General features: G+C 48.7%; 25 protein-coding genes and 2 pseudogenes. 15 read left to right on the top strand and 12 right to left on the bottom strand.

Features of this window, described 5'->3' with window-relative positions:
• The first annotated feature begins 7 nt into the window (after nucleotides 1-7).
• The 3 genes from dltC to lepA all read left to right on the top strand — a co-directional run bounded on the left by dltC (nucleotide 8) and on the right by lepA (nucleotide 3,528).
• On the top strand, nucleotides 8-241 hold the full coding sequence (gene dltC, locus FD07_RS02300; protein WP_020088569.1) for a D-alanine--poly(phosphoribitol) ligase subunit DltC: 234 nt from the start codon (nucleotides 8-10) through the stop codon (nucleotides 239-241).
• A 3-nt stretch (nucleotides 242-244) separates the two neighbouring features.
• Nucleotides 245-1,531: a D-alanyl-lipoteichoic acid biosynthesis protein DltD gene (gene dltD, locus FD07_RS02305; RefSeq protein WP_020088568.1), complete on the top strand. Its 1,287-nt coding sequence runs from the start codon at nucleotides 245-247 to the stop codon at nucleotides 1,529-1,531.
• Nucleotides 1,532-1,695: 164 nt separating this feature from the next.
• Nucleotides 1,696-3,528, top strand: coding sequence for a translation elongation factor 4 (lepA, locus tag FD07_RS02310; protein WP_020088567.1), 1,833 nt, complete (start codon nucleotides 1,696-1,698; stop codon nucleotides 3,526-3,528).
• Between the two features lie 639 nt (nucleotides 3,529-4,167).
• Here the strand turns inward: lepA and FD07_RS12080 are convergent.
• The 4 genes and pseudogenes from FD07_RS12080 to FD07_RS02320 all read right to left on the bottom strand — a co-directional run bounded on the left by FD07_RS12080 (nucleotide 4,168) and on the right by FD07_RS02320 (nucleotide 7,282).
• Nucleotides 4,168-4,386 (bottom strand): transposase, encoded by a 219-nt coding sequence (locus tag FD07_RS12080; protein ID WP_162254215.1) that lies wholly within the window; start codon nucleotides 4,384-4,386, stop codon nucleotides 4,168-4,170.
• A gap of 134 nt (nucleotides 4,387-4,520) precedes the next feature.
• Nucleotides 4,521-4,826, bottom strand: coding sequence for an MFS transporter (locus FD07_RS12785; protein ID WP_409347366.1), 306 nt, complete (start codon nucleotides 4,824-4,826; stop codon nucleotides 4,521-4,523).
• A 63-nt stretch (nucleotides 4,827-4,889) separates the two neighbouring features.
• Nucleotides 4,890-5,635 (bottom strand): annotated as a pseudogene (locus FD07_RS12790) (MFS transporter); the annotation flags it as partial.
• A 120-nt stretch (nucleotides 5,636-5,755) separates the two neighbouring features.
• Nucleotides 5,756-7,282, bottom strand: a pseudogene (locus FD07_RS02320) (carboxylesterase family protein).
• Nucleotides 7,283-7,367: 85 nt separating this feature from the next.
• Between FD07_RS02320 and FD07_RS12520 the strand changes: the two are divergent.
• Nucleotides 7,368-7,607 carry a hypothetical protein gene (locus tag FD07_RS12520; RefSeq protein WP_020088562.1) on the top strand — a complete coding sequence of 80 codons (240 nt, stop codon included), beginning with the start codon at nucleotides 7,368-7,370 and terminating at the stop codon, nucleotides 7,605-7,607.
• A gap of 94 nt (nucleotides 7,608-7,701) precedes the next feature.
• On the opposite strand, the gene FD07_RS02335 is transcribed toward FD07_RS12520, so the two are convergent.
• Nucleotides 7,702-8,949, bottom strand: a complete 1,248-nt coding sequence (locus FD07_RS02335; RefSeq protein ID WP_020088561.1) for a DUF805 domain-containing protein — start codon at nucleotides 8,947-8,949, stop codon at nucleotides 7,702-7,704.
• Between the two features lie 397 nt (nucleotides 8,950-9,346).
• On the opposite strand from FD07_RS02335, the gene FD07_RS02340 reads away from it, so the two are divergent.
• Nucleotides 9,347-9,589 (top strand): hypothetical protein, encoded by a 243-nt coding sequence (locus FD07_RS02340; RefSeq protein WP_020088560.1) that lies wholly within the window; start codon nucleotides 9,347-9,349, stop codon nucleotides 9,587-9,589.
• Nucleotides 9,590-9,831: 242 nt separating this feature from the next.
• On the opposite strand, the gene FD07_RS02345 is transcribed toward FD07_RS02340, so the two are convergent.
• The gene (locus FD07_RS02345) at nucleotides 9,832-10,029 is read right to left on the bottom strand and encodes a hypothetical protein (RefSeq protein WP_020088558.1); all 198 of its coding nucleotides are present in this window, start codon (nucleotides 10,027-10,029) and stop codon (nucleotides 9,832-9,834) included.
• A gap of 146 nt (nucleotides 10,030-10,175) precedes the next feature.
• Between FD07_RS02345 and FD07_RS02350 the strand changes: the two genes are divergently transcribed.
• Nucleotides 10,176-10,436 carry a hypothetical protein gene (locus tag FD07_RS02350; RefSeq protein ID WP_020088557.1) on the top strand — a complete coding sequence of 87 codons (261 nt, stop codon included), beginning with the start codon at nucleotides 10,176-10,178 and terminating at the stop codon, nucleotides 10,434-10,436.
• Between the two features lie 42 nt (nucleotides 10,437-10,478).
• Here the strand turns inward: FD07_RS02350 and FD07_RS02355 are convergent, their stop codons facing one another.
• From FD07_RS02355 to mscL, 4 genes are all read right to left on the bottom strand, one after another.
• Nucleotides 10,479-10,841 carry a hypothetical protein gene (locus FD07_RS02355; RefSeq protein ID WP_020088556.1) on the bottom strand — a complete coding sequence of 121 codons (363 nt, stop codon included), beginning with the start codon at nucleotides 10,839-10,841 and terminating at the stop codon, nucleotides 10,479-10,481.
• 153 nt (nucleotides 10,842-10,994) lie between these two features.
• Nucleotides 10,995-11,867: a DNA/RNA non-specific endonuclease gene (locus FD07_RS02360; protein WP_020088555.1), complete on the bottom strand. Its 873-nt coding sequence runs from the start codon at nucleotides 11,865-11,867 to the stop codon at nucleotides 10,995-10,997.
• On the bottom strand, nucleotides 11,867-12,508 hold the full coding sequence (locus FD07_RS02365) for a sunset domain-containing protein (protein WP_155823026.1): 642 nt from the start codon (nucleotides 12,506-12,508) through the stop codon (nucleotides 11,867-11,869). Before FD07_RS02365 ends, FD07_RS02360 begins: the two co-directional genes overlap by 1 nt.
• A gap of 199 nt (nucleotides 12,509-12,707) precedes the next feature.
• A complete protein-coding gene (gene mscL, locus FD07_RS02370) occupies nucleotides 12,708-13,085 on the bottom strand; it encodes a large-conductance mechanosensitive channel protein MscL (protein WP_020088553.1) in 378 nt (125 codons plus the stop codon).
• Nucleotides 13,086-13,573: 488 nt separating this feature from the next.
• Between mscL and FD07_RS02375 the strand changes: the two genes are divergently transcribed.
• From FD07_RS02375 to FD07_RS02405, 7 genes are all read left to right on the top strand, one after another.
• Nucleotides 13,574-13,891, top strand: coding sequence for a hypothetical protein (locus tag FD07_RS02375; RefSeq protein WP_020088552.1), 318 nt, complete (start codon nucleotides 13,574-13,576; stop codon nucleotides 13,889-13,891).
• Between the two features lie 99 nt (nucleotides 13,892-13,990).
• Entirely contained in the window at nucleotides 13,991-14,941 is a 951-nt protein-coding gene (gene prmA, locus FD07_RS02380; protein WP_020088551.1) for a 50S ribosomal protein L11 methyltransferase, read from the top strand.
• A gap of 2 nt (nucleotides 14,942-14,943) precedes the next feature.
• Complete coding sequence (locus FD07_RS02385) at nucleotides 14,944-15,696, top strand: 16S rRNA (uracil(1498)-N(3))-methyltransferase (protein ID WP_020088550.1); 753 nt, start codon at nucleotides 14,944-14,946, stop codon at nucleotides 15,694-15,696.
• A gap of 68 nt (nucleotides 15,697-15,764) precedes the next feature.
• Entirely contained in the window at nucleotides 15,765-16,100 is a 336-nt protein-coding gene (locus tag FD07_RS02390; protein WP_027825895.1) for a hypothetical protein, read from the top strand.
• A gap of 28 nt (nucleotides 16,101-16,128) precedes the next feature.
• Nucleotides 16,129-18,360, top strand: a complete 2,232-nt coding sequence (locus FD07_RS02395; RefSeq protein ID WP_020088548.1) for a RelA/SpoT family protein — start codon at nucleotides 16,129-16,131, stop codon at nucleotides 18,358-18,360.
• A 187-nt stretch (nucleotides 18,361-18,547) separates the two neighbouring features.
• On the top strand, nucleotides 18,548-18,994 hold the full coding sequence (gene dtd / locus FD07_RS02400; protein ID WP_020088547.1) for a D-aminoacyl-tRNA deacylase: 447 nt from the start codon (nucleotides 18,548-18,550) through the stop codon (nucleotides 18,992-18,994).
• Between the two features lie 59 nt (nucleotides 18,995-19,053).
• On the top strand, nucleotides 19,054-19,698 hold the full coding sequence (locus FD07_RS02405; protein ID WP_020088546.1) for an HAD-IA family hydrolase: 645 nt from the start codon (nucleotides 19,054-19,056) through the stop codon (nucleotides 19,696-19,698).
• Nucleotides 19,699-19,966: 268 nt separating this feature from the next.
• Here FD07_RS02405 and FD07_RS02410 read toward each other — a convergent pair whose 3' ends face one another.
• Complete coding sequence (locus FD07_RS02410; RefSeq protein WP_020088545.1) at nucleotides 19,967-20,809, bottom strand: fructosamine kinase family protein; 843 nt, start codon at nucleotides 20,807-20,809, stop codon at nucleotides 19,967-19,969.
• 23 nt (nucleotides 20,810-20,832) lie between these two features.
• Nucleotides 20,833-21,684, bottom strand: coding sequence for an N-acetylmuramoyl-L-alanine amidase (locus tag FD07_RS02415; RefSeq protein WP_020088544.1), 852 nt, complete (start codon nucleotides 21,682-21,684; stop codon nucleotides 20,833-20,835).
• Nucleotides 21,685-22,294: 610 nt separating this feature from the next.
• Here FD07_RS02415 and hisS point away from each other — a divergent pair.
• Both hisS and aspS read left to right on the top strand, forming a co-directional pair.
• Nucleotides 22,295-23,590, top strand: coding sequence for a histidine--tRNA ligase (gene hisS / locus FD07_RS02425; RefSeq protein WP_020088542.1), 1,296 nt, complete (start codon nucleotides 22,295-22,297; stop codon nucleotides 23,588-23,590).
• A gap of 12 nt (nucleotides 23,591-23,602) precedes the next feature.
• Nucleotides 23,603-25,411 carry an aspartate--tRNA ligase gene (gene aspS, locus FD07_RS02430; RefSeq protein WP_020088541.1) on the top strand — a complete coding sequence of 603 codons (1,809 nt, stop codon included), beginning with the start codon at nucleotides 23,603-23,605 and terminating at the stop codon, nucleotides 25,409-25,411.
• The last annotated feature ends 233 nt before the right edge of the window (nucleotides 25,412-25,644 follow it).

Below are 25,644 nucleotides of genomic sequence, written 5' to 3' on the forward strand. Positions count from 1 at the left end.
AATAAAAATGGATATCAAAGCAACTGTATTAGACATTTTAAACGATTTAACGGGTAACGATGTTAGTGGCGCAATGGATGACAATCTGTTCGACAGCGGCATCATGGACTCCATGGCTTCTGTTCAATTATTATTATCACTGCAAAGCGAACTGGGTGTTAACGTACCCGTTTCCGAATTTGAGCGGTCAGAGTGGGACACGCCCAACAAAATCATTGCGAAAGTGGAAAGCCTGGCTTAGCCAATGGCAAAGCGATTACTACGGATTTTCGGTCCGTTAATTCTCGCAGCTATTCTGGTTTTTGCGGTACTCGCTTCGCCGGTCACTTTCGGGTTCAAGCACATCAGTACTACCCGAGAACGACAGGCAGCGGTGTCGCTGTCACCCAACGTTTTACGTGGTAAGCACATCAAGGAAGCGGCCTTAAGTGACGGTTACGTGCCATTCTTTGGGTCATCGGAGTGGTCACGAATCGATCCGATGCATCCCTCGGTTTTGGCGCAAAAGTATCACCGAGACTACCGGCCATTTCTATTAGGTGCGCGGGGAACCCAGTCGTTAACGCAATTCTTTGTGATGCAAAACATCCAGGGGCAATTGCGGAACAAGAAGGCGGTCTTCTTCGTTTCACCACAGTGGTTCGTGAAGGGCGGGACGCGTAAGGATGCCTTTGGCTTCTACTACTCACAATTACAGACGGCGGAGTGGTTGACCCACTACCGGCACGATGCAATTGATCAGTACGCTGCCAAGCGCCTCCTGCAGATGCCTGCCGCAAAGTCCGACCATTTCATCTATGCCGCACTACAACGGGTGGCGGCCGGTAAATCATTGACGAAGGATCAGCGGTTCTATCTGCAAACTAGAAAGAACATGTTGACCCAAGAAGATCAATTCTTCTCCGGCATTAATTTACCATCGCAGAACTTGAGTCGTGTCAACCGGCAAGCCAAGAAGTTACCCACTCATTACTCCTATTCGGCGCTGGATCGACTCGGCGGTCAGTTAGGGAAGCAAGCAACGGGCAATAACCCGTTCCAGATCAGCGATAAGTTCTACAATCATGGGCTGAAGCAGGAGATTAAGACGGGGAATTTGAAGGATTTCCAAAAGAACCTGTCTTACCTGCAATCACCAGAGTATAGTGACTTCCAGCTGTGTTTGGATCAATTTGCTCGGCTGCATACCGACGTCTTGTTCATCATTCCACCAATTAATCAACGCTGGCAGAAATACACCGGCTTATCCGAAACGATGCTGAAGCAATTCGACCAAAAGATTCATTATCAATTACAGTCGCAAGGTTTCAACAATATCGTTGATTTATCGGATAAGGGCAACGTGCCGTACTTTATGACCGACACGATCCATCCGGGCTGGCGTGGCTGGTTGGCGATTGATAAGCGTGTGGACCCATTCTTAACCAAGAAGCAGGCCCAACCGCGTTATCACACCAGTGACAAATTCTATGAGAAGCAATGGCAACAGTTGGAACCATCTCAACTGAGCCAGTACGAAAACAACAAGTAATCTGAGAGGTCTGGGTTGATGCCCGGGCCTTTTGTCATCTCTATCGGCGCAAACGGGTTGGGGGCGAGCTGGCGATTGGTGCCGACTTACCTTTTAGTTTGTGATTAACGCTGATGGTTGGTATAATTGTCTGGACATGGTGTTTAAGAAAGTAGGAAATCAACATGGATCTTGAGAAATTAAAAAACCATCAAAAATATATTCGCAACTTTTCCATTGTGGCCCATATTGACCACGGGAAATCCACGATTGCGGACCGAATCTTGGAGTTAACGGATACCATCTCCAAGCGTGACATGCAAGATCAAGTGTTGGATAGCATGGACCTTGAACGGGAACGCGGAATTACAATTAAGCTGAACGCGGTTGAATTGACGTATCACGCCAAGGATGGCCACGACTATGAGTTTCATTTGATCGATACTCCAGGGCACGTGGACTTCTCCTATGAGGTCTCACGGAGCCTAGCTGCCTGTGAAGGGGCCGTTTTGGTCGTTGACGCAGCGCAAGGGGTCGAAGCCCAAACGCTGGCCAACGTGTATCTGGCGTTGGATGACGATTTGGAAATCGTGCCGGTCGTGAACAAGATTGACTTGCCAGCGGCGGACCCAGAAAAGGTTAAGAAAGAAATCGAAGACGTCATTGGTTTGGATGCCTCCGATGCCGTGTTGGCTAGTGCCAAGCAAGGGGTCGGCATTCCAGAATTACTGGAACAGATCGTCCACAAGGTGCCAGCACCAACCGGTGATTTGGATGCGCCGTTGAAGGCCTTGGTCTTTGACTCCGTTTACGACGATTACCGTGGGGTTGTCATGAGTGTGCGGCTGTTCGAAGGAACGGTTCAACCGGGCGATAAGATCTTACTGATGAATAGTGGTAGTGAATACGAAGTGACCGAGGTCGGGGTTAACTCGCCGAAGCCAATTTCACGTGACTACCTGATTGCCGGCGACGTGGGTTACATCACTGCCAGCATCAAGGATATTGCCGATACCCGGGTGGGTGACACGGTGACCAATGCCGCGAAGCCCGCAGAAAAGGCACTGCCAGGCTACCGGGAAATGAACCCGATGGTCTACGCCGGGCTGTATCCGACTGACAATGCCAAGTTGAATGATTTACGGGAAGCGTTGGAAAAGCTGAAGCTGAACGATGCTGCGTTGGAATTCGAGCCGGAAGCCTCACAGGCGCTGGGCTTTGGGTTCCGGTGTGGGTTCCTGGGGATGCTCCACATGGATGTTATCCAGGAACGGTTGGAACGTGAATTCAACCTGGACTTGATCACGACGGCACCATCCGTTACGTACCACGCGTACTTGACGGACGGGACTATGAAGACGGTTGAGAATCCAGCAGAGATGCCGGAAGCCTCAGCCATCAAGCGGATTGAGGAACCAATTGTGAAGGCTACGATCATGGCGCCTAACGAGTACGTTGGGGCGGTCATGGACCTGTGCCAACACCGGCGGGGCCAATTCCTGACGATGGAATATTTAGATGATTATCGTGTAAATATCATCTATAACATGCCGTTGTCAGAAATCATCTTCGATTTCTTTGATAAGTTGAAGTCGAGCACGCGGGGTTACGCATCGTTGGATTATGAACGGAGCGGTTACCAAGAGGCTGACTTGGTCAAGATTGATATCCTGTTGAACGCGGACAAGGTCGATGCACTGAGCTTCATTGCCCACCGGACGTTCGCTGCCCAACGAGGTCGTGAGATTGCATCGCGGCTGAAGAATATCATTCCACGCCAAAACTTTGAAATTCCTGTGCAGGCTGCCATCGGTGCCAAAATCATCGCGAGAACGACGATCAAGGCCTACCGGAAGGACGTGACCGCCAAACTCTATGGTGGTGACCGTACCCGGCGGATGAAGCTGCTGGAAAAGCAAAAGGTCGGAAAGAAACGGATGAAGGCTGTGGGGAAGGTTGATATTCCTCAGGAAGCGTTCATGGCCGTTTTGAAGACTGACGAGGACGAAACCAAATAGAAAGCGTTGATATATCAACGCTTGTGCCACATGTTCGATGATTGAACTTCACTGAACATGTGGCATTTTTAGAACTTTTCCCACATTCTTCCTACATTTTGGTGGCGACGGACATCGTCTCCTGAAGGAGTGGTGTATGTGCGTATGTGCATTGCTGAGAGTGAAAGGTAACAGAGAATTCAACTTAATTGGTCTTTTTTATCGATGGAAATGATAAGTTTATAATCAGTTTGGGAGAGGATAATCACGAGTCATGAAGATAATGAAGCCGAGAACATCAAACTAATGTTAGCCGGTAAACCATATACTCATGATGGTATAACAGAGTATGGTGGTTTGCCACCTATGTTTATTCAGCCTAAAAGTCATAACTCTGGTAAACGACGTATGCCAGACAGTGAGTATCAAGCGCTTATTGATAAGTTTGTTGCATTGCAGAAGAAAAAGTAATCAGCACTATTTAGAGCCAGTTTGCAAATTACAAATTGAAGCTTTCTGATGGGGTGTTGATGAAGGGATTTGCAGAGGCTCAATTCACTTTCGAGTTGGACCTCTTTTCCGTATTCTGATTTTGAATTCGATCTGGGTGCGATAACTGAGGTTTATCTAATTTTGATAACCATAAGCAGTACGCTTTATTTACTTGATCTTATGAATGATACCTTCTATAAAACCAGAAAAAAATTGAACTAAATGAAAATTATCGGCGACAATAATGATATTAGGAAGTATTTCGTGAATAATTAACTGATACTGAGAATTAAGATCCATTACGATGCGAGTGACGTTGCTTCGATTGGTTCGGGAATAGTGGTTTAAAAAGAATTCTTTGATGTTTATATTTCTTTGTCCTGACAAGAGAGTAAACAGGCCATCGTTCGGTCAGTAGTTACTGCATTTTAAACAACTCAAAAACCTCAACCACTAGATGTGAAATTTAGTAGTTGAGGCTTTTGATATCTCATGACGATCAATTTTAAAGTAATACATTTTTAATTGTACTGTACCGCAGCATTAAGCTTACGACGATAACATAGATAAATAATTGCTGTTAAAGGAATGATCAGCAGCATCACTGGATAAAAGAACTTGAGTGGAAAAATAGTGGGTAGAATGCCACCAATGATGGGTCCAAGAGACATCCCAATATCGCTGCCCAAATAGTAAGTCGCGTTAGCAAGTCCCTGTTCTTTCATGGGTGCCAATAAGAGGGCAGTTGATTGGGAAACAGAAACCATAACGCCAAAACCGACCGCCATTAATCCAGCCGCCAAGATCATTTCGAAGTTGTTCTGCATTATAGTTAATAGGATGATGTAACCTATTGTTGCGATTATGCAGATAGAAAACCAAATGCCAAACGAAATCGTATCAAAATAATCTTTTAATAGAATTCGAATGACAATCAAAGCCAGTGAGTAGCATAAAAAGAAGAGACTTACGGTAATATTCAAATGCCGTTCTTGAACGTACATGACAATGTCAGCTTGGGTCACAAAGTAGGGAATGGACAGCAGCGAAAAAATTAGTGCTACCGGTAGTGCGTCTCGTTGAATAATCTTAAAGTGGCGATCTTCTTTTAATTCGATTGAAGGTTTCGCATGGTTATGGATGAATTGGATGACAACGACCATGGCTATTGAACTCAAAACTGCCAGCATGATAACGAATTTGTATCCGAGAAGTTGATAGATGCCAATCGCTAGGGCGGGAGCAATCGCCATGGCAAGCGCGTTTAATAATCCGTAGTACCCCATCGCCGCCCCAAGATGTTGTCGCGGAACTAGAAAGGCCATCCAGGTTGCTAGACAAATGGTACATAGGACGAAGCCCAAGCCATTGACGATTCTAAAAGTTATTAGCCAAGACACGTCGGCAGCAAACAGGTAGCCCAAGTCGCTAACTGCACACAGACTAATGCTAGACGATATTTAGAAACTTGATCGGTTAAATTTCCAGCAAAAGGTCTTAATAACATTGAAGTGATACTCATCGCACCCACAATGATACCAGCGAAAGTACTATTAATCCCTAAATTACGGGCATAGCCATTCATCAGGGGGTTAACGGCCTGAATACTAAATTGATAAAAGAATGTTGCCAACATGACGCAAATGATATCCCTTGAAAAAAACGAAAACTTCTCTGTCAAAATTTATTCTTCTCTCTTAAAACCGATTTTGGCCAAATAAAAAGGGTGCTATAAGCACCCTCTTATGAATATTAATTATGGACGAGAGATACCCTTAAATAGCTGGAGCACTGTTTTAGCATGTTCAACGCCGTTATAAGGCCGTTGACCAATATCTTTGATAATTATTTGGTCGACCTTCGTTGGTGACCATAGCTTTTCATGCTGATCAGTCGCAAAGTTAAGCAATGCTTGACTGATAAAGGCATCACGATCGAGTTGTTCTTGACTAGCATCGGGTGCGGCTTGACCGACAATCCCATACATGTCGGTCCCAAGATAGGCGGGGGAACCTTCGGCTGGGCCAACGCTCAGCTGATATACGCGTCCACCAGCTTGAGCATGATCATGGGCTTCTCGAATAGCAGGTAAGGTAAAATTATAATCTGTAAAGAAGCGGGTCCTGACATTAAGGGGTGAATCCTTGCCAGCGCCACAATGTAGGGCGATGGCCTCAGCCTGTTTACGGGGAATATGGCAATCGTAAACCATTTCATCAATTACGGCTTCGATTGTTTTGGGATCAATATTATCTGGCATGTGAGCTGCATACCAGCTTGCTTCAGCCATTGTTGAGGTGATGATTAAGTCCACATCTTTATGGCTACCGCTTTTAATAACGTCAGCAGGATTAGCCTTTAAAACGCCATTTGGCAGAAATTCATCTTCAACAATGCCAATTGAAAGTGTATTTAAATTACCACGTTTCAAAACGTCGGTCGGTAAAACTTGATTAACGGCATTTGTCAGTGACTTGGCATCAACCGTTAATAATTGGTCTGGTGACGTTAAGTCTAATGTTTTTAAAACTTTATCTGCCAGTTCTTCGGCCCACCAAGCTGGGATATAGCGAGCGGCATAGCCAGAAAACGCAGCTAGTCTCTTATATAATCCGTCAGCTTCAGGCACAGCCAAAAGCGTTAACAGTGAGAATGAACCAGCACTGTGGCCCGTAAGCGTCACTTGGTTGGCGTCACCGCCGAATAATCCAATGTATTGGTGAATCCATTTTAGGGCGAGGATGATGTCTTGCAAGCCTAAGTTGCTGGCATCTTTAAACTTCCCACCATATTAGGATAATTCAAGCCAACCAAGTGCTCCTAACCGGTAATTAATGGAGACGCCGATTACCTTACCACTAGCGACTAAGCCGGATAAATCCGACGTGTCTTGAGAGTTAGCGCCATAAGTCCAACCGCCTCCGTGGATATACACGACAACTGGCAGTTTTTCTTGAACATTGTCTGGCGCCCAGATGTTAAGATTTAAGCAGTCTTCGCTTTCACCTTTGTCGGAAGTTAAAAAGGCGGGATCTGTAAATTGCACCGATGCTGGGCCGCTTTGACTATAGTCTTGATTGGCTTCGAATGGGACCATTTGAGCTTTTTGGAACCGGTCAGCAGTACCATAGGGGACGCCAAGCCATTCCTGAACGTTATCAATTTTTTTGTTAGGATGTGACATTTCAAATTCCTTCTTCCACATTTTTTGTATCGCTTGCTTTAGTATGTTTTTATCCACCAAAAGATGGCGGTTTATCGGCAATTGAAAGAAGATCGTCATTAGATGGTCTGTTGTAAAATAGCGGTACTATCTATCAGAGATATCAATGATAGTTATAATTATTTTTAAGAGTGGAAGTGTAATAATGAAAAGTAATCTAGGCCCCATGAAATATCATGTAGGTGATAATGTTATTTTTGATTTTAACGGTAAGATTCTTGAAGGCCGTATCTGGAATGCCGATTTCGGTGGGTCGCTTGAAATGCTGGGGAAATGTCATTCATACGATCTAGAAAGTCAGATTGATGGTGAAACGGTATTGTTAAAGCATGTTCCGGAGGCGTCGGTTTTTAGAATATTGTCAGCAAAGAATAAGCACTCATGATTCGATTGCAATCAAATAGCCCGCAAAGATGTTAGAAGGCATCCTTGCGGGCTATTTGTGAAAGCTGGTTACTGTTCATAAAACGATATCGTTATTACTGGTTCAATTGTAAAGTCGCATCAAAATCTTTGTAAGCATCATCGTCATCCATGTCGTCAGTATCGTAATCTGCTGACCATTTCAAACGAATACTGGTTAAGTCAGACACGTCGTCCAGCTTCGGCAGTAAGAAGTAAATATTACCATCCGTTTGCGTCCCGGAGTCTAATTCACCATCGAAGTCATCACTATCGGACATGTCGGCATCGACTTGTTGGCCATTACTGGTACTGAGCGTGGCTTGCGTGGGGTAGGCGTCAATATCGCGACCAGCATCGATGGCCATATGGACTTTGACAATGCCATTGAAGGAAGTCTTATCGTGACCGCTCCCTTCAGAATACTCGCCATCAGTTTGGTAAACCGTGACCTTGTCGATGCTAAATGTTGATTCAGACCAAGTTTCAGAATAATTCAGTGAGTAGCTTTGCTTATCAGCAATATCAATAGTGGAATCATCTAAGTCAATTGAATCAGTGCTGGTGGAATCAGAATCGCTATCGGTGTCAGTATCATCACTCGTTGAGGAATCTTCCGAATTACTGCTGGTACTAGTCGTGTCATTGTATGACGATAACTCACTGTCAGCAATAACCTGGGCCGAGTAGCCAAAGGTAATCGTAAGGACAATCGTCACAAGGGCCAGAATAACCCAGGTCCACCATTGCTTGACCCAGGGTTTGTGGGGCGTTGCTGATTCGAAACGGGTCCCGGCAGCGTTAGACTTTTGCGCGAGGAGAACGATGACCACGATCGAACCAACGATAGGAATCAAAAGCAACCATAGAAAATGGCCTGACCGATTTGTATCGTGAAGTCGCCGAATCTCAGCAGTGAATAGACCAATAGTCGTGAGCGCGTAGATGATTGCTAGTAAGAATAGAATTACTGGCCAGATAATGTTGGCAGAGTAGGCCATTTGTTTCAGAACGGGAGATAAACAAAGGTTTAAGATCACGCCGATAATAAAGATGTCCAGGTATAGCCACCAAAAGTCAGCTCGGTCTAGTCGTTTGGAGATGGTGAAAAGATCGCGCATACTTAGCTTGAGCGCTGTTAGCATATTAGGTTTATCTGGCTTGTCAGAGTGCGGCGCGTTGCGGTGGTCAGTTTCGACGGGTGTCGTCTCAGTAGCCATGTTTGAAACATTGGTTTGTTCCGTGCCACAGAATGGGCAGAATCTGACCCCAGCAGGAATCTCCTTGCCACAGTGAATACAGTACATTTTAGGCTTGTCAGTCATGAAAAATCCTCCAGTTATATGTATACAGCTTTTAAGGTCTTCGGTATTTGGACGAAAATATTGCTAGTAAATCGGGGCCTCAGGTAATTTAAAGTTTAAGCATTAGCAGGTTTAGATTCAAAAATAGAGGATTTAAGGTTGGCAAAAAATACGACAATATTAAGAATACTACGGGATTTGGATAATTAAAAGTGATATTTGTATAAATATTCTAAATATTGGGGATGTTACTGACTGTTATGGCAGTTATTTAACGCTTTGCCTGAATATAGCACGAAATAGTTTTGTTTCGTTCATAAACTGGCCTGCCCAGACAAGTCGACTTATAGCCGTTTTCCGAACAACAATGGTAACCTACAAGCATACTAGACAACGTATCATCAAGGGGGAGTTTCCAATGACGAAAGGATTAGCATTTCGGTTTCACGGGGGTGCCACGGCCTTTATTGACCGGTTGGCAGTGGTGATCGATGATTTAGACGATGGGGACATTCAGTTGCTCGATCAGATTACGCAGTGGTCCTGGACCAATGACTGTGTGATTCCCAATGGGGGCATTCAGTTGTCGGCCGAGGAAGTTGAACATCGTCTGGAAAAGTTCAGTCAGCTTGAATTGCTCGACTATGGCAGTCGGGTGTAAACAAAGAGGGACGCTACTCATGGCGAGTGGCGTCCCTTCTATCATTCATGATTAATCTTCTGCACGTTCATCGTGGAGCGTCCGTAATAGCACACAGATTGCAATGAGGTGCAAGATAATTGAAATAATATTCAAACACTTAGTTGTTTTCCGAATCATGCAGAGACCCCCTTCGTGGCTACCTTCAGTGTAGCCGTTTTAGAGGCCGCTGCCTAGGCCTAATTGCTAAATGCAGCAAACGCCTAAGCTTGCGGATGAATCTCCAATACCGGGTGCCGTTTTGTCCCGGTCAATTCCACGTGGAGGTCATCGTGGGCGGCCAGTTTTTCCTGAATAGTTGCCACTTCTTCCTCGGTGAAACCCTCGACATCGTACATCAAGTTGCGCTTGGCCGGGAGCTTGGCAACCTTAGCTAGAATTGTCTTGATCAGTGTATCCATGATGCATCGTCTCCTTTATCATTATTATCAGTTGGTTGGTCAATCACGCTATCATAGTCAGCGCTTCACAGCTCCAATTAGTTACCGCCGTGATAAGCTAAGGCTAAGCTATTTTGGGGTAATTAATCTTGGGGGAGATGAAATTGATGGAATTTGAATTTAAGAATGGCGTTCACGCCTTCAGTCGGCGGTTGAATCAGGTCATTGATCATCTGGATGCAACGGAAATTGCGTTGATTGAAACACTGCTAGACATTGCCGTTGCACCAGAACAACCCATGACGGTCAAGGCGCTTCGTGAAAAACTGGGGATTACCACCGCCGAGTTATCGTTTTACCTGTCGCGACTGGTGCACCTGGATCTCATTACCTGGACGCCTGAAGAGTCCACCGTTGTTGCCAATTAAGAAAGCGCGTAGGGCCACTGGTCTTACGCGCTTTTAGCTGTCCTATTCCCGTTCGGCATCCTCTGCCAGCTCCAACCAAATCGTGAGTTGAGAGGGGATGTAGTCCGGCCACGCTTCCATCTTCTTCGCACAACGTTTGAGCAGATGACTCTGTCCATCGTTGGCGAGATCATCGAAGACGGTGAGCGCCTGTGAATTGTCTTCCAAGTCCGTGATCAACGTTGGTAGCTGATGCTTCCACTCTTCAATCAAATCTTGATAGATCACAATCCGTCGTGCTAGTAGAATCGTATAGTCGACGCCCTCAACGTGTAATTGCTTGACGAAGCGGTCGTATTCATTGAAGACGGCCGTTTGAGCGCGTTGCCAATCAGTCTTGGTAAGTTCAATTTTCTCATTTCTCATATGCTCATCCTCTTGTCGTTTCATAATTTATGTAATGCCGATTTGTCGATGCAAATCAGATTGATTACGAAACCGTATCCCTCAAATAGTATAGCATTATCTCCAAGAATGGTAAGCAAACTTGCAAATTAATCGTACCCGCGGTCGAAGCCATTAACTTACACGACTATATCCAATGGTGTAATCAATGGTATAACCGGGTTCGACATTGAAAATATAAACGTTAAAATGAACCGCGTTGGAGCCAATGGACTGGGCACGCATCTGCACCCCTCGAGCGACGAGCTCATTACCCTTGAAGATTGGTGTCACTGCGTAGCGAACGTAGTGGCTCTTGCTCTCCTTGAGGTAGGTTGCCACGTCCATTTCGTTGTGGAGCATGCAGGGACTGTTCAGCGTTCGGGTTCCCGTCATCAGATTCTTAGGATTGTTATTTTGCCCGGTAAATTGATAGCCGATCAAGTGGCTACGGTTATAGAGCCATCCGTGGCTGGTTCGCTTGTTATGCCAACCCGTTGGATCGACCGTCAGTGTTTCTCGTTTAGCGCTAGGCATCAGCGACTGATTCAGAAGGGCGGCTGCACCGGTGACCCGGTTCAAGCTGTCCAGGTTGTGATAGGTTGCCCAGGCACCATTCTTCGTGGACAGTTCGGCCCGGCTGAATCCAGGTTTATTCTGGTTGACGGTAATTTCCTGTTGCCCGCTGTAGGTCAGACTAGAAAGGTTGACTCCGGATGATTTAGTCGTCGCTGGCGCAGAGGTCGTTGACTTGTGGGCAGCGGCTTTGTTGGCTGCCTTGAGACTGGCCTGCTGACTGTTGAGCTTGGATTGGCGTTTATCCAGCCGGGCCTTTTCAGTGGAATTAGCCCGCTCCAAACTGCTGGCTTTCTTCTGTGGACCGTGGTCGTACATAACCTTGGTACTGGAGCTAGCCGACTTGGCGGTCGATTTTTGCTGACCGCAGCCACTGAGGCCAATTCCGAGAATGGCCAATAGACTGGCGGTGAGTGTAATTAATTTTTTCATTAGCGCAGCGCCTTTCTATAGCCCGCCGCCTTGGCCTGGGCTTCCGTACTGAAATAAACGGCATTGCTACTGTTCATGTGGTAGCCGGCTTGGTCGGGGGTATGGTAAATTTTAGAATTGCGATTACCAACGATTTTCTTCGCCTTGTTGGTATCAAGATCGCCTTGCTTGTGGCTGGCACGGCTCGTCTGGGTCGCTTGACTACTGGCTGCAGCGGCAGCTTGCTTGGCGGCCTGTGCTTCAGCCTTGGACACGGATCGTGCACTCGCCTTCGAGCTGGCAACTGCTTCGCTAGCGCTATCCGCACGGGACTCGCTAGCTGACTCGGAATCGGCCACCTGACTGTCGACCACGGCAAAGGCCTTGGCCTGACGGCTGGACGAGGCAGCCAGCTGGCGGGACTCGCTCTGGGCAGCGGTCAAACGCTGTGTGCCGACCTTGACCGTCTTCGTTTGGACCGTGGGCTGGCTGGCACCCAGCGCGACCAGTCCGCCAAAGACAAAGAGCACAGTGCTGAGGGCCACCAGCCATTTACGATGGTGGGTAAACGCCCAGTAGCCACCGCCAGCACAGGCGGCTAGCCAAATAAGTGTGAGAAAAATGATGAGCCACTCCTTTATGTAGATTGAAATTCCTAACATAGCGGCTTCAGCCGCTGCTAGGGTGAAGTTATGTTAAAACGTTCCCTCTAATTCTATGAGGTCAGTTGGCGGATTTCAAGCGAAACCTAGGCTTTTTGTTAAGTTTGGGGCCGACCAAGTTGAATTTAGTTTTAATTCCGTACAGGGAAAATAAAAAGGTCGCCACTAGGACGACCCACATTGTTACGGTATTAAACGGTTACTTTTCATCTTTCTTCAGCAACTCGACGATTTCCTTCAGGTATTTTTCCTCGCCGGTTGGTTCCGGTTCAGTCGTTTCTTCGGCTGGTTTTGGTAGCAGCTTATTCAATAGCTTGATCAGTAGGAAGACCACGAACGCGATAATTAAGAAATTGATGACGGAGTTGATGAATGCCCCGTAGCGGAAATGGGCCTTGCCGACCGTTAGGACCAAATCTGAAAAGTCAATGCTCCCGATGAAGATTCCCAGGAGGGGGTTGATCAGATTTTCCACCAGCGAATTAACGATGGCCGTGAAGGCAGCCCCAACAATAACCCCAACGGCCAGGTCCATCACGTTGCCGCGGGCAATAAACTCTTTAAATTCCTTTATCAAAATAATTTCCTCCCTCGCGACTCGGCGCCGCTTCGTTTACCCTCTATTTTTAACGATTTATTGATAAATTGCAACCGAAACGCGGCGGAGAGGTTTTTCGCTGGCTTTACCGATACTTTTACTTCGGTGGAAATAGTAAGGGGCGTTTGAGATTGTCAACTTCAATAGTCTAAAAATCTCCTACAATTTCACGCTAAGTAATGGGAACAAAGACTACAGATTTTTAAAGATGCCTTAATACGGGCATTTCGGCCGATTTAAGGTTTCAATAAAACGCAAAAAATAGTATAATGTAAGTGTTTACAAAGCGGTGAAGACTTATCTGAAATCAAGCTTCACAAAAGTTGTGGTGGGTGAACTTTTTACTTGCATTCTGGCGTAAAATCAACTATTATCAATTATTGATACATTTTAAAATGGTAAGGCAGTCTAAACGGCCCTGAAAGCTAGGAATCGTGCTGATTGTCATTGTATAGGAGGTGATTACCATGCTGAGTCGAACCAAAGAGTTTTTGCGGCAGAACAACTACCGTTATGAAAAATCGTATATTCGGCCGTTGATGGCGCCAGAGAGCGTCTACGTCTTCAAATTCGGAAAAGATTCGCTCAATAACCGGGTAATCATTCGTTATGGGCATACGTGGACCGGGCGTCAGCGAATTAACGAGATTGATTTGCGCCTGCATAAACAGAAGCATCCCCGCGTATTCCAAAATGAGGCGGACATGTTGGACTATCTCGAAACACGTCTTGCCCAGCGAAAGCAAAAAAACGCTGACCACCCGTCGAAAACCGAGAAGGTCTAGGCGGCCGTCTTCGTCAATTTCTTAAATGTTTAGCGGTGAGCTGGTGACAAGGTTGTTGTCCCGGCTCTTTTTTTACATAGATTAAGGAGGAAATAATTCATGGAATGGACCGAAGTCAGTGTTTTAACCACGAACGAGGCCGTTGAAGCGGTCAGCAACATCTTGCAAGAAGCCGGTGCCAGCGGGGTCAAAATCGATGATGCCGCCGACTACGCTAACTTAAAGGCCGGTAAGTTTGGTGAAATCGTGGACCTCAAGACGATTCCCCATCGGACCACGGGCGCGCTGATCACCGCGTACTATCCCGAGACGGTCTTTGTTCCCGAAATTCTGCCAACTATCAAGCAGCGGGTCAACGAACTCAGTCAGTTTGGCCTCGATCCCCAGCCAGGGACGGTGACGACCAAGGCTGTTGACGATGTGAGCTGGGCAACTGCCTGGCAGAAGTACTACCATCCAGTCCGCGTGACGCGCTATTTGACGGTTACCCCCAGTTGGGAGAACTATCAACCTGTTCAAGCTGGTGAGAGCGTCATTCGCCTCGATCCCGGCATGGCCTTTGGGACGGGGACCCATCCAACGACGCGGCTCTCGATGACCGCCCTGGAAATGGTCGTTCGTGGTGGCGAATCCATGTACGATGTGGGAACGGGCTCCGGTGTGCTGAGTATCGCGGCCAAATACATGGGGGTTAAGGACATTACGGCGTTTGACCTCGATGAGGTGGCCGTTCGTTCCGCCAAGACCAACCTGGATTTGAACCCGGTAGCTAAGGACGTTGTGGCTAAGCCTAACGACTTACTGAAGGGCATTCACCAGCCGGTTAACCTGGTTGTGGCGAACATTTTAGCTGAGATCATCCTACCTTTAGTGCCACAAGCGTGGGAAAACTTGACCGATGGTGGTTACTTCCTGACGTCGGGCATCATTGCTGACAAATTAGATGAAGTGGTTGCTGCGCAAGAAAAACAGGGCTTCATCATTGATAACATTTTGCAGATGAAGGACTGGCGTGGTGTGATCGCGCACAAACCAACGGAGGATGAATAGGCATGCAACGGTATTTCTTAGATGACAGCCATCAGACCGGCGATCGCGTGGCCTTACCCGAGACAATTGCCCATCACTGGGTGACGGTTCTGCGGGCTGAGGTCGGTGCCACGGCAGAATTTGTCGATACCCAGGCCCATCTTTTCTACGGCGAACTGACGCAGACGACCACTGAGGCGGCAACCGTAACGTTGACGGCTGTTCCCACGCCGAAAGTGGAATTACCGGTTCACGTGACGATTGCTTGTGGGCTGCCTAAACAGGAGAAGGCCGAGTGGATTACCCAGAAAGCGACCGAGCTTGGGGTCGATCGAATCATCTTCTTCGGTGGTGACTGGTCCGTTGCCAAGTGGCAGGGGAATAAAGTTGATAAAAAAATAAAACGACTCACTAAGATTGCCCACGGTGCGGCTGAACAATCTCATCGGTTACGGCGACCGGTCGTGAGCTATGCTCAGAACCTCGCAGCGGTCCTTCAGGAGCCCGTAGACGTGCGCTTAATGGCCTATGAAGAATCAGCCAAGCAGGGTGAACAGAGTGCCTTAAATCAACAACTACAGGCCATTACACCGGGACAGAGCCTGTTGACCATCTTTGGTCCTGAAGGCGGTATTAGTCCAGCCGAGGTGGCTGCATCCCAGGCCGCTCAGACGACACTAGTTGGTCTAGGCCCCCGAATTTTACGAACGGAAACTGCTCCATTATACCTGCTTTCAGCCGTTTCGATGGTGATGGAACTTCAACAACCGAGATGATTTAATGAAATCTCCGTGAAAACATGCTAAAATGGTTCCAATTATAAGAGAGAATTGGGTGAATGTGGATGGCGTTTTTGGAGAGAGTGGGTTGGCGTTACTGGGCGGTTGGTCTGGTGATGGGAATGATCGTTCCTGCAGTGTTGAGTTGGTTGGGAATCAGTCCAGTCTGGCGCTTTGCGGGATTACTGGTCATTGTCAATGGTGGCTTGGCCGTGGCACTGGGACGACGAATCTATCGCCGGACTCAACCCGGCTGGTGGCTCGTTATTTGGCCACTGGTCTACTTACTGGGGTCCTATCTATTCTTACCTCAGTACACGTGGTCCTTCGCGGTGGTCTATCTGTGCCTAGCTTATCTGGGCTATGGTTTAACGGAAACGAAGCAAGCAATCGAATCATAATTTATAACTAAGGGTGGTGGCGTCCAATATGACCAAAGAACGCGTCTGGACGGCTGAAGAAGTAATTGCCAGAGTCGGTAAATATATGAATGCGCAACACGTTGAGAGGGTGGTCAAAGCCTGTCATTTCGCAACAGTTGCCCACAAGGACCAGCATCGCCAATCTGGTGAACCCTACATTATGCACCCCATTCAAGTGGCGGGAATCCTGGCTGATCTGAACATGGATCCCGAAACGGTCTCCGCTGGTTTCCTGCACGATATCGTGGAGGATACCGGTGTGTCGTTGAGTGACGTGCGGGAACTTTTCGGTGACGACGTGGCTTTGATTGTGGACGGCGTGACGAAGCTTGGGAAGATAAAATACAAGTCTAACCGCGAGCAATTGGCTGAAAATCACCGAAAGCTGCTGCTCGCGATGTCCAAGGATATCCGGGTCATGATTGTCAAATTAGCCGATCGCCTGCATAATATGCGGACACTGCAACACCTGCGGCCCGATAAGCAACGCCGAATCGCTAATGAAACGTTGGAAATTTATGCACCGCTGGCCGATCGGTTAGGGATTAGCACTATCAAGTGGGAGCTGGAAGACATTTCGCTCCGTTACTTGAATCCCCAACAGTATTACCGAATCGTTCACCTGATGAATTCACGGCGGGATCAACGGGAACAGTACATTGCGGGGGCCATCAAGGTCATCCAATCCTCTATTCAGGATCTGAAGTTACAGCCCGAAATCTATGGTCGTCCCAAGCATATCTACTCGGTCTACCGCAAGATGAAGGACCAGCATAAACAGTTTAGCCAAATCTACGACCTGTTGGCGATCCGAGTCATCGTCGATACCATTAAGGATTGTTATGCCGTGCTGGGAGCCATCCACTCACAGTGGAAGCCAATGCCCGGCCGGTTTAAGGATTACATCGCGATGCCCAAGGCCAACATGTACCAATCTCTGCATACCACGGTGATCGGTCCCGAAGGCAAGCCACTGGAAGTCCAGATTCGGACGAAAGAAATGCACGCGGTCGCTGAATACGGGGTCGCTGCGCACTGGGCTTACAAGGAAGGTGTCAAGGACAAGGTCCAAGAGACCAATTCCGGAGATAAGCTCAATATCTTTAAGCACATCATTGAATTACAGGAAGATACTGATGATGCTTCCGACTTCATGGATAGCGTCAAGGGGGAACTCTTTGGGGACCACGTTTACGCGTTTACCCCTAAGGGCGACGTGCTTGAATTGCCTAAGGGTGCCGGTCCGTTGGATATGGCCTACGCCATTCACACCGAGGTCGGGCACCACACGACCGGAGCGACGATCAACGGTAAGATTGTCCCATTGAACTACGAGATTAAGAACGGGGACATCGTTGATATTCGGACGTCTTCGAGTTCTGCCGGACCCAGTCGTGACTGGCTCAAGCTAGTTTCGACGCGGCGAGCACGGAACAAGATCAAACAGTTCTTCCGTCAGACTGACCGTGAACAGAATATCGTGGCGGGGCAGGATGCCGTGGAACGGACGATTCGCGAACTCGGCTACGAACCCAAGGCCTTGATGAACAAGGAAAACTTGGAAAAGGTCACGGCTAAGATGCACTACCAGCACGCCGATGATTTATTGGCAGCCATTGGGTTCGGTGATATCCAACCGCGCGGTGTGGCCAACCGGCTGACTGAGGGCGTACGTAAGGCCGAGGAGGACGAACGGCAGCGCCAGGAAGAACGCGAGTTGCTGGAGGAACACCAAACCATTAAGAACGATCCAGACGCTGATAAGAAGGATCGAAAGGGTAAGGATTCTGATGGCGTCGTGATCGAAGGGGTCGACAACCTGTTGATTCGGCTGAGTCACTGCTGTTCACCGGTTCCAGGCGACGATATTGTCGGATACATTACCAAAGGTCGTGGGGTTTCCGTGCACCGGAAGGATTGTCCGAACGTGAAGCAAGCCGAGAAAAACGGTGAACGGATCGTGGCGGTTCGCTGGGGCGATATGGCTGGCGATAAGACCAACTACAATGCCGACATCGAAGTCCAGGGCTACAACCGTAATGGCTTGCTGAACGATGTATTGCGGACCATCAACAACAACACCAAGTACCTGACGTCCATCAACGGCAAGGTCGATCACAACCGGATGGCTGTTATCTCGGTCAGCGTGGGGACACGAAACCAGTTTGAACTGCAACGGATTCTCGATAACATTAAAAATATTCCGGACGTCTACGTGGTTAAGCGGGCGTTTCATTAAAGAAAAAGTGAGAAAAAAGGCGGTTAGCTGACGAGCATTAACGTCGATAAGCTGAGAATACCGGGCTTGTATTCTTGGCTTATCGGGGTTAAGCGGAATCGGCTGCCCTTTTTTTCACGTTTCGGCCAGGTCGCCCCGAAGCGAGCGAACCTCAGCCGATTACATAAGACAGAAAGGCAGGGTCACCATGCGAGTATTACTCCAAAAAGTAAGCGAGGCATCCGTCACCATCGACGGTCAAGTTCACGGGGCCATCCAGCAGGGATTCTGCCTGCTGGTGGGTGCTCAGGACAGCGATACCAGTGAAGAGGTCGACTACCTCGTCCATAAGATCAGTAAGTTGCGGGTCTTTGAGGACGACACGGGTAAGATGAATCTGAGTTTGGCCGATGTTGATGGCCAGATTCTATCCGTCTCCCAATTCACGTTATATGCAAGTACCAAAAAGGGCAACCGCCCGAGTTTTACGGCGGCTGGCGAACCAACTCATGCGAAAAAATTGTATGAAGAACTCAACGCAAAGTTGGCGGCTGAAGGCATCAAGGTCGCAACGGGCGTCTTTGGCGCCGACATGCAGGTGGCCTTGGTCAACGATGGCCCCGTTACGATTTGGTTTGACACGGATCACAAATAAATTAGCAGAGCGGGTCTGGGCGGTAAGCGTTCGGGCTCGTTTTTTCGGGAGGAAACAACATGCGTTATCAGCAAGTATTTTGGGATTTTGATGGCACCTTAGTCGATACCTATCCGGGGATGGTCAAGGCCTTTGGTGAGGCGTTGGTCGCTTGTGGCGTGAATGATTTTGAAATCGACAGCGAAGATATCTACCGGGCAATGCGTCAGCACAGTTTGGGTACGGCTTATCAGCGCTTTACCGCGGAGTATCAAGTGGACCGTGACCGACTATCCAAGATCTATGAACAGCTTGCAGTGCCACTGCTGAATGAGACTGTGGCTTTTCCTGGGGTAGCCGAGTTATTGGCAACCGTTGTGGCCAGCGGCGGCCGGAACTTCTTATTAACCCATCGTAACCGGCGGGCCTTGGATCGGCTGACGACGTTACACTTGGATCAGTATTTTAGCGGTTATGTGACGAAGGATGACGATTATCCGCGGAAACCAGACCCCACCAGTCTGTTGGCACTCTGCCAACAATATTCAGTCGACCCACACGCGGCCATCATGATTGGCGATCGTAACCTGGATGTGGCGGCCGGTCATCGTGCCGGGATGGCAGGAGCGTTGTTCGATCCGGAACATTTGATTGTGGACGAGAGCCAGCCGGAGATTCGCGTGACCCGAATGGCCGATTTGCAGGCGTGGATGACCGAAAAATAGACCGATGAATTACCAATAGATAGCTTATTGTCTATTACAAACTATTTAGCGGAAATTCGGGCTGAATTTTAGGGTATTGGTGCGATTGAGAAACAATTTTTCGCCGATATAGTCTGATGGTAAATGCATCTAGTTGTACAATGAAATCAATCTAAATTGGCATCTTGCTATATGCAAGAAGCTGATAATACGCCAATTACAAATGAAAGCGCAGATTGCCTTGCTCGGGCAGTCTGCGCTTTTGAAATTCACATTAAATTAGAAGAATCTATCCCCGAGCCAACGTCTGGTCGACGGCCTCGCCGTAAGTCTCACCGAAAAGATTCAGGTGAGCCAGTAGGTAATAGAGTTGGTAATGGGGCAAGCGTTCGGTGTAGCCAGTCGTTAGTGGATAAAGATCCTGATAACCGCGGTAGAAGTCGGCCGTAAAACCGCCGAAGATGGTAGTCATGGCCAAATCGAATTCGCGGTCGCCGTAGAGGACGTCCGGGTCAATCAACGTTGGCACACCCTCCGCCGTGAACAGATAGTTACCAGCCCAGAGATCGCCGTGCAACAGCGATGGCTGAATCTGCCGGCCTTGGTTCTCCGTGATAATGGCCTGCCGTACATGGTCGTATGCGGCTTGGCGGGATGCATTCCAGAGATGATGCGTCTGAGCACGCTGCACAAGTGGGTCGAGTCGTTGTTTCAGGTAGAAGGTCGTCCAGTCGTCTTGCCAGGTGTTATTCTTAGGCAACTTGCTGACGAGATTGCTGTCGGCGAAGCCAAACTGCTTGGCGGTGACGTGGTGGACCCGGGCAACTGTTTGGCCCAGTTCGTACTGGCTCCCGTGACCAGTCTCCAGAAATTCCAACACGAGGTAGGCATCGGAGCCAATCTCACCAGTGGCGATGACCTCTGGTGCATTAGCGGCTTGGCTCAGTGCCTTCAGTCCGGCAACCTCGTGGGCGTAAAAGCTGACGGGTTTACCCGGCTGAACCAGAAGAAAGTATGGCCCTTCGGCGGTATCTAGTTGAAAAGCTTCATTGATGTCCCCACCAGAAACGGGGTGAGCGGCTTGGATTTGCGGTAACGGCAATTGGTTTAGCCATTCCGACGTAAGTTGCATGGTAAGATCTTCTTTCTAAATGACTAGGACTGAGAACTGAAGTAGGCGCTGAGCCCCCTGACGACTCGGGTCGCAACCTGTTTTTGGTACGTGGTGCTGTGAATATATTTGAAATCCTGCTTGGTATTGATGTACCCCATCTCTAATAGAAGGGATGGCCGACTATTGTCGCGAATGACCTCGAAGTTTCCGTACTTGATGCCGCGGTTGGTTAGGGGTAAGTCACCCATTTGATCGTTGATCGCCTCGGCTAGTTTGTAGGACGTGTCGCGATGGTAATAGTAGGTTGTCGTCCCCGAAGCCAGGTTATTGGTTGGGGAAGAGTCGAAGTGAAAACTAATGAAGGCACTCGCCTGATTAGTGTTAGCGAGACTAGGTCGGTTGGCGAGACTGACCGATTTATCGTTGTCACGAGTCATAATGACATGTGTGCCACGCGCACGAAGCTGCTTAGCAACCTGTTTGGCCAGGGCCAATGTGTAGGTCTTCTCGTCATGCTTCTGATCGATTGACAGGGCGCCGGAGTCGCTGCCACCGTGACCAGGGTCCAAAACGACCGTGGCTTCTGACAGGCTGGTCGCTTTTTTGAGGTTTCCCGGATGATCAACCAGCCAGCTGGCAACCCAGCCAAAGTGATTCTGACTGTCGCGGACGTGGTACCAGTTGTTCTTTTCGCCCAGGATGGTCAGGCGACTGTTGCGTTTGATTTTATAAGTTGTTTTATAGGTCAGGCCGGGGCCGTTGCGCAGGTTGAGATTACTGACGGTGGCGGTGACGGAATTGTTGCGGGTGAAGCTGAAGAGCAGCCCCCCGGCAACTAAGAGGATAACTAGCGCGGTAATGATTCCCGGCCAGTTGCGTGGTTTAAAATGCATGCTGAATTCTCCTTCATCAAATTAGGTTTAATTATACCACGAATGGTTTTCATAACTCTTAAACTTTGTGAGGGGACGCCTTGACTTTTCACGGTAGTTTCAGTAAGCTTAGGAAGAATAAAATAGATTGCCAATGAGAAAGATTAGTAGGAGAAAGCCCGTTACTAGAGAGACCGCGTTGCTGGGAGCGGTCAACGGTGTGACCCTGAAGACACTTTTGAGGCTAATGACGCTCGTCGTCATTCGTTTGCAACGTTATCCTGCAGAGAACTTTAAAAAGGTGGTACCGTGCATACCTGCGCCCTTGTCAATTGACAGGGGCGCTTTTTATGCTCTTATAGCTATGCTTGTCACTAACGCGTTGAAATTTATTGTACATGTCGTTGGTGGCAAGCGTCAGCCGGGAGGGTGGTCCTGGAGATGCTCAGTGGTGTCGTTTACCTTATTCGAGGGAACTTCTCGGATTAGGTAAAGGCCGCGCTTGAAGACTCAGGCTTTGTGGGGCTTCAGGTCGTGCCCACTACGTTCCAGTATCTCCAGAACTGCCCGAGAGGCGGATGGATACCACTAACATAAAAATTCGTTGCAGGCGTAGAAAGGGAGAATGCTCATGCGTTATCAACGACCAAAGGGAACGGCCGACATTCTACCAGGCGATTCACAGACCTGGCAATTCGTCGAAGCCACCGCGCGTCAGTTGTTTGCTAATTACCGCTTCGAAGAAATTCGGACACCGATGTTTGAAAACTTCGAAGTCTTTTCACGGACTTCCGGGGATACCTCCGACATCGTGACCAAGGAAATGTACGACTTCAAGGACAAGGGGGATCGTCACTTATCCTTGCGGCCAGAAGGGACTGCCGGTGTTGTGCGGGCCTTCGTTGAAAACAAGCTTTATGGTCCAGAGACCAACAAGCCTTACAAGGTCTACTACATGGGGCCTATGTTCCGTTACGAACGGCCACAATCTGGTCGGCAACGGCAATTCCATCAGATTGGGGTGGAAGCCTTTGGGAGTGACGCGCCAGAATTAGACGTTGAAGTCATTGCCTTAGGGATGAACCTGCTGGGCAAATTGGGCTTGAAACACTTGCGCTTGGCGTTGAACACGCTGGGTGACAAGGAAAGCCGCGATGCTTACCGTCAAGCCCTGATCGACTTTCTAGAACCACACTTTGATGAACTGAGTGATGACTCTAAGGTTCGGCTGCACAAGAATCCACTGCGGGTCTTGGACAGCAAGGACAAGCACGATCAAGCGATTGTCGCCGATGCACCGTCCATCCTGGACTTCCTGACGCCTGACGCCACGGCCCATTTCGACCGGGTCAAGGCTAGTCTGGACGCCCTGGGGATTGACTACGATGTCGATGCCACGATGGTCCGTGGGTTGGATTACTACAACCACACCATCTTCGAAATCATGGCTGACTCACCCGCACTGGGCGAAGGTTACACGACCGTGCTGGCCGGTGGCCGGTACAACGGCTTAGTCGAAGAACTCGGCGGTCCAGAGATGCCCGGCGTTGGTTTCGGCCTCGGGGTCGAACGCCTGGTTCTGTTGATGCAAGCCGAAAAGGTTGTTATTCCTAACGATCACCCCCTTGACGTTTACGTCGTGGGTATCGGGGACGACACGTCCTTAGAAACGTTGAAGTTGGTTCAGGCCATTCGTGCAGCTGGTCTAACCGCTGATCGTGACTACTTGGCGCGCAAGCCTAAGGCCCAATTCAAGACGGCCAACCGCTTAGCAGCCAAGTACACCTTAACCATTGGTAACCAAGAGTTAGCCGACCAAACGGCTAATTTAAAATCCATGGAGACTGGTGAAGAAGTCAGTGTACCGTTAGCTGACGTTTACCAAGATTTCCAAAACGTTGTAAACACTAAGTTTGCGGCAAAATAAGAGGGGATAAGAATGGAAAAGAATTTAAAACGAACCACGTACGCCGGGTTAGTTAACGAGGACTACCTCGACCAAACCGTTGTCTTAAAGGGTTGGGTACAAAAGCGCCGTGACTTGGGTAGCTTGATCTTCGTTGACCTCCGCGATCGCGAAGGCATCGTTCAACTGGTCTTCAGTGAAGAATTCGACAAGGACGCTTTGGCCGTTGCTGACCAACTGCGTAGCGAATACGTCATTGAGATCCAAGGAAAAGTTGTCGCACGGGCACCTAAAGAAATCAACCCCGACATGCATACGGGTAAGGTTGAAGTCCGGGTTACCGGCATCAACCTGTTGAACAAGTCTAAGGAATTGCCATTTGAAATCAAGGATGGCGTTAACGCTTCCGATGACCTGCGTCTGAAGTACCGTTACCTGGACTTACGGCGGCCAGAAATGCAAAAGTCACTGTTGTTACGGAACCGGATTGTACAGTCCGTTCACAGTTACTTTGACAAGAACGGGTTCATCGACATTGAAACACCAGATTTGACCAAGTCAACGCCAGAAGGGGCCCGGGATTACCTGGTACCTTCACGGATCTACCCTGGTCACTTCTACGCCTTGCCACAATCTCCACAATTGTTTAAGCAATTACTGATGGGGTCTGGCTTCGACCGTTACTACCAAATCGCCCGTTGCTTCCGTGACGAAGATTTGCGTGGGGACCGTCAACCTGAATTTACCCAGATTGACTTGGAAACGTCCTTCTTAACTGCTGAAGAAATCCAAGACCTGACTGAAGGCCTGATTGCCAAGGTCATGAAGGATACGTTAAACGTTGACGTTAAGCTGCCATTTGAACGGATGGACTGGGACGATTCTATGGCCCGTTTCGGGACCGACCAACCAGATGTCCGCTTCGGCATGGAATTAAAAGACCTGTCCGACATCATGGCCAACACCGACTTCAAGGTATTTTCCGGCGCCGTTGCTAACGGTGGTCAAGTCAAGGCTATCGCCGTTCCTGGTGGTGCTGACAAGTACAGCCGCAAGGATATCGACAAGTACGGCCAATACGTTGAACGCTTCGGCGCCAAGGGCTTAGCTTGGATGAAGGTTACCGACGACGGCTTTAGCGGTCCGGTTGCCAAGTTCTTCAAGGAAGGCGACTGGTTCGCCCAAATCACTGAGAAGACTGGTGCCAAGAGTGGCGACCTCTTGTTGTTTGCTGCTGACTCCAAGCGTGTCGTTGCCCAAACCTTGGGTTACTTGCGGGTAGCCATTGCCAAGGAACAGGACATGATCGATCAAAACAAGTGGGCCTTCTTATGGATCGTCAACTGGCCACTGTTTGACTACGATGTCGACCTCGAACGTTGGGTTCCAGCGCACCATCCATTCACGATGCCTGCCGAAGGGGATGCACACTACTTGAATGACGGCGAAGACCCACACAAGGCCTACGCTCAGAGTTATGACATCATCCTGAACGGTTTGGAATTAGGTGGGGGCTCCATCCGGATTCACACCCGTGAACTGCAGATGAAGATGCTCAAGGCCTTAGGCTTCACGCCTGAACGCGCCGAAAAGCAATTTGGATTCCTCCTGAAGGCCTTAGATTACGGGTTCCCGCCTCATGGTGGTCTGGCTATCGGGTTGGATCGTTTCGCCCGGTTGCTGGCTAAGCGCGACAACATTCGTGACGTGATTGCCTTCCCTAAGAACTCGAAGGCCACGGAACCAATGACCGAAGCCCCATCGACGGTTGCGGACAAGCAATTGCTTGATTTGGACTTGTTGATCGCTAAAAAAGAAAATTCAGACGCAGACAAAGACTAGTTTTGTCTGGTGAAACGTCAGCCGTATTTGCGGTTGACGTTTTTTGCTTACTGAAGACATATGATGGCGGAAAAACTGTCGCCTGCGGCTACCAAGGATTTCGCCGCTGTGGGGACCGGTCAAAGCCTGTGGCGCGGTCTTTGACCTCGACTTTAAGCCGTGAAGAGCACCCGGCTTAAAGCTCGTCCCGCGCAGTAGTCTGGTAAAGAACATCAGACAACACCGCTGTCACA

Source organism: Levilactobacillus parabrevis ATCC 53295, from assembly GCF_001434055.1.
Classification (GTDB): Bacteria; Bacillota; Bacilli; order Lactobacillales; family Lactobacillaceae; genus Levilactobacillus; species Levilactobacillus parabrevis.

What these genes read in the sequence shown, in the direction of transcription:
- dltC (WP_020088569.1), top strand. Translation starts at nt 8, where the DNA reads ATGGATATCAAAGCAACTGTATTAGACATTTTAAACGATTTAACGGGT.
- dltD (WP_020088568.1), top strand. Translation starts at nt 245, where the DNA reads ATGGCAAAGCGATTACTACGGATTTTCGGTCCGTTAATTCTCGCAGCT.
- lepA (WP_020088567.1), top strand. Translation starts at nt 1,696, where the DNA reads ATGGATCTTGAGAAATTAAAAAACCATCAAAAATATATTCGCAACTTT.
- FD07_RS12785 (WP_409347366.1), bottom strand. Translation starts at nt 4,826, where the DNA reads ATGCAGAACAACTTCGAAATGATCTTGGCGGCTGGATTAATGGCGGTC.
- FD07_RS12520 (WP_020088562.1), top strand. Translation starts at nt 7,368, where the DNA reads ATGAAAAGTAATCTAGGCCCCATGAAATATCATGTAGGTGATAATGTT.
- FD07_RS02335 (WP_020088561.1), bottom strand. Translation starts at nt 8,949, where the DNA reads ATGACTGACAAGCCTAAAATGTACTGTATTCACTGTGGCAAGGAGATT.
- FD07_RS02340 (WP_020088560.1), top strand. Translation starts at nt 9,347, where the DNA reads ATGACGAAAGGATTAGCATTTCGGTTTCACGGGGGTGCCACGGCCTTT.
- FD07_RS02345 (WP_020088558.1), bottom strand. Translation starts at nt 10,029, where the DNA reads ATGGATACACTGATCAAGACAATTCTAGCTAAGGTTGCCAAGCTCCCG.
- FD07_RS02350 (WP_020088557.1), top strand. Translation starts at nt 10,176, where the DNA reads ATGGAATTTGAATTTAAGAATGGCGTTCACGCCTTCAGTCGGCGGTTG.
- FD07_RS02355 (WP_020088556.1), bottom strand. Translation starts at nt 10,841, where the DNA reads ATGAGAAATGAGAAAATTGAACTTACCAAGACTGATTGGCAACGCGCT.
- FD07_RS02360 (WP_020088555.1), bottom strand. Translation starts at nt 11,867, where the DNA reads ATGAAAAAATTAATTACACTCACCGCCAGTCTATTGGCCATTCTCGGA.
- FD07_RS02365 (WP_155823026.1), bottom strand. Translation starts at nt 12,508, where the DNA reads ATGTTAGGAATTTCAATCTACATAAAGGAGTGGCTCATCATTTTTCTC.
- FD07_RS02375 (WP_020088552.1), top strand. Translation starts at nt 13,574, where the DNA reads ATGCTGAGTCGAACCAAAGAGTTTTTGCGGCAGAACAACTACCGTTAT.
- prmA (WP_020088551.1), top strand. Translation starts at nt 13,991, where the DNA reads ATGGAATGGACCGAAGTCAGTGTTTTAACCACGAACGAGGCCGTTGAA.
- FD07_RS02385 (WP_020088550.1), top strand. Translation starts at nt 14,944, where the DNA reads ATGCAACGGTATTTCTTAGATGACAGCCATCAGACCGGCGATCGCGTG.
- FD07_RS02390 (WP_027825895.1), top strand. Translation starts at nt 15,765, where the DNA reads ATGGCGTTTTTGGAGAGAGTGGGTTGGCGTTACTGGGCGGTTGGTCTG.
- FD07_RS02395 (WP_020088548.1), top strand. Translation starts at nt 16,129, where the DNA reads ATGACCAAAGAACGCGTCTGGACGGCTGAAGAAGTAATTGCCAGAGTC.
- dtd (WP_020088547.1), top strand. Translation starts at nt 18,548, where the DNA reads ATGCGAGTATTACTCCAAAAAGTAAGCGAGGCATCCGTCACCATCGAC.
- FD07_RS02405 (WP_020088546.1), top strand. Translation starts at nt 19,054, where the DNA reads ATGCGTTATCAGCAAGTATTTTGGGATTTTGATGGCACCTTAGTCGAT.
- FD07_RS02410 (WP_020088545.1), bottom strand. Translation starts at nt 20,809, where the DNA reads ATGCAACTTACGTCGGAATGGCTAAACCAATTGCCGTTACCGCAAATC.
- FD07_RS02415 (WP_020088544.1), bottom strand. Translation starts at nt 21,684, where the DNA reads ATGCATTTTAAACCACGCAACTGGCCGGGAATCATTACCGCGCTAGTT.
- hisS (WP_020088542.1), top strand. Translation starts at nt 22,295, where the DNA reads ATGCGTTATCAACGACCAAAGGGAACGGCCGACATTCTACCAGGCGAT.
- aspS (WP_020088541.1), top strand. Translation starts at nt 23,603, where the DNA reads ATGGAAAAGAATTTAAAACGAACCACGTACGCCGGGTTAGTTAACGAG.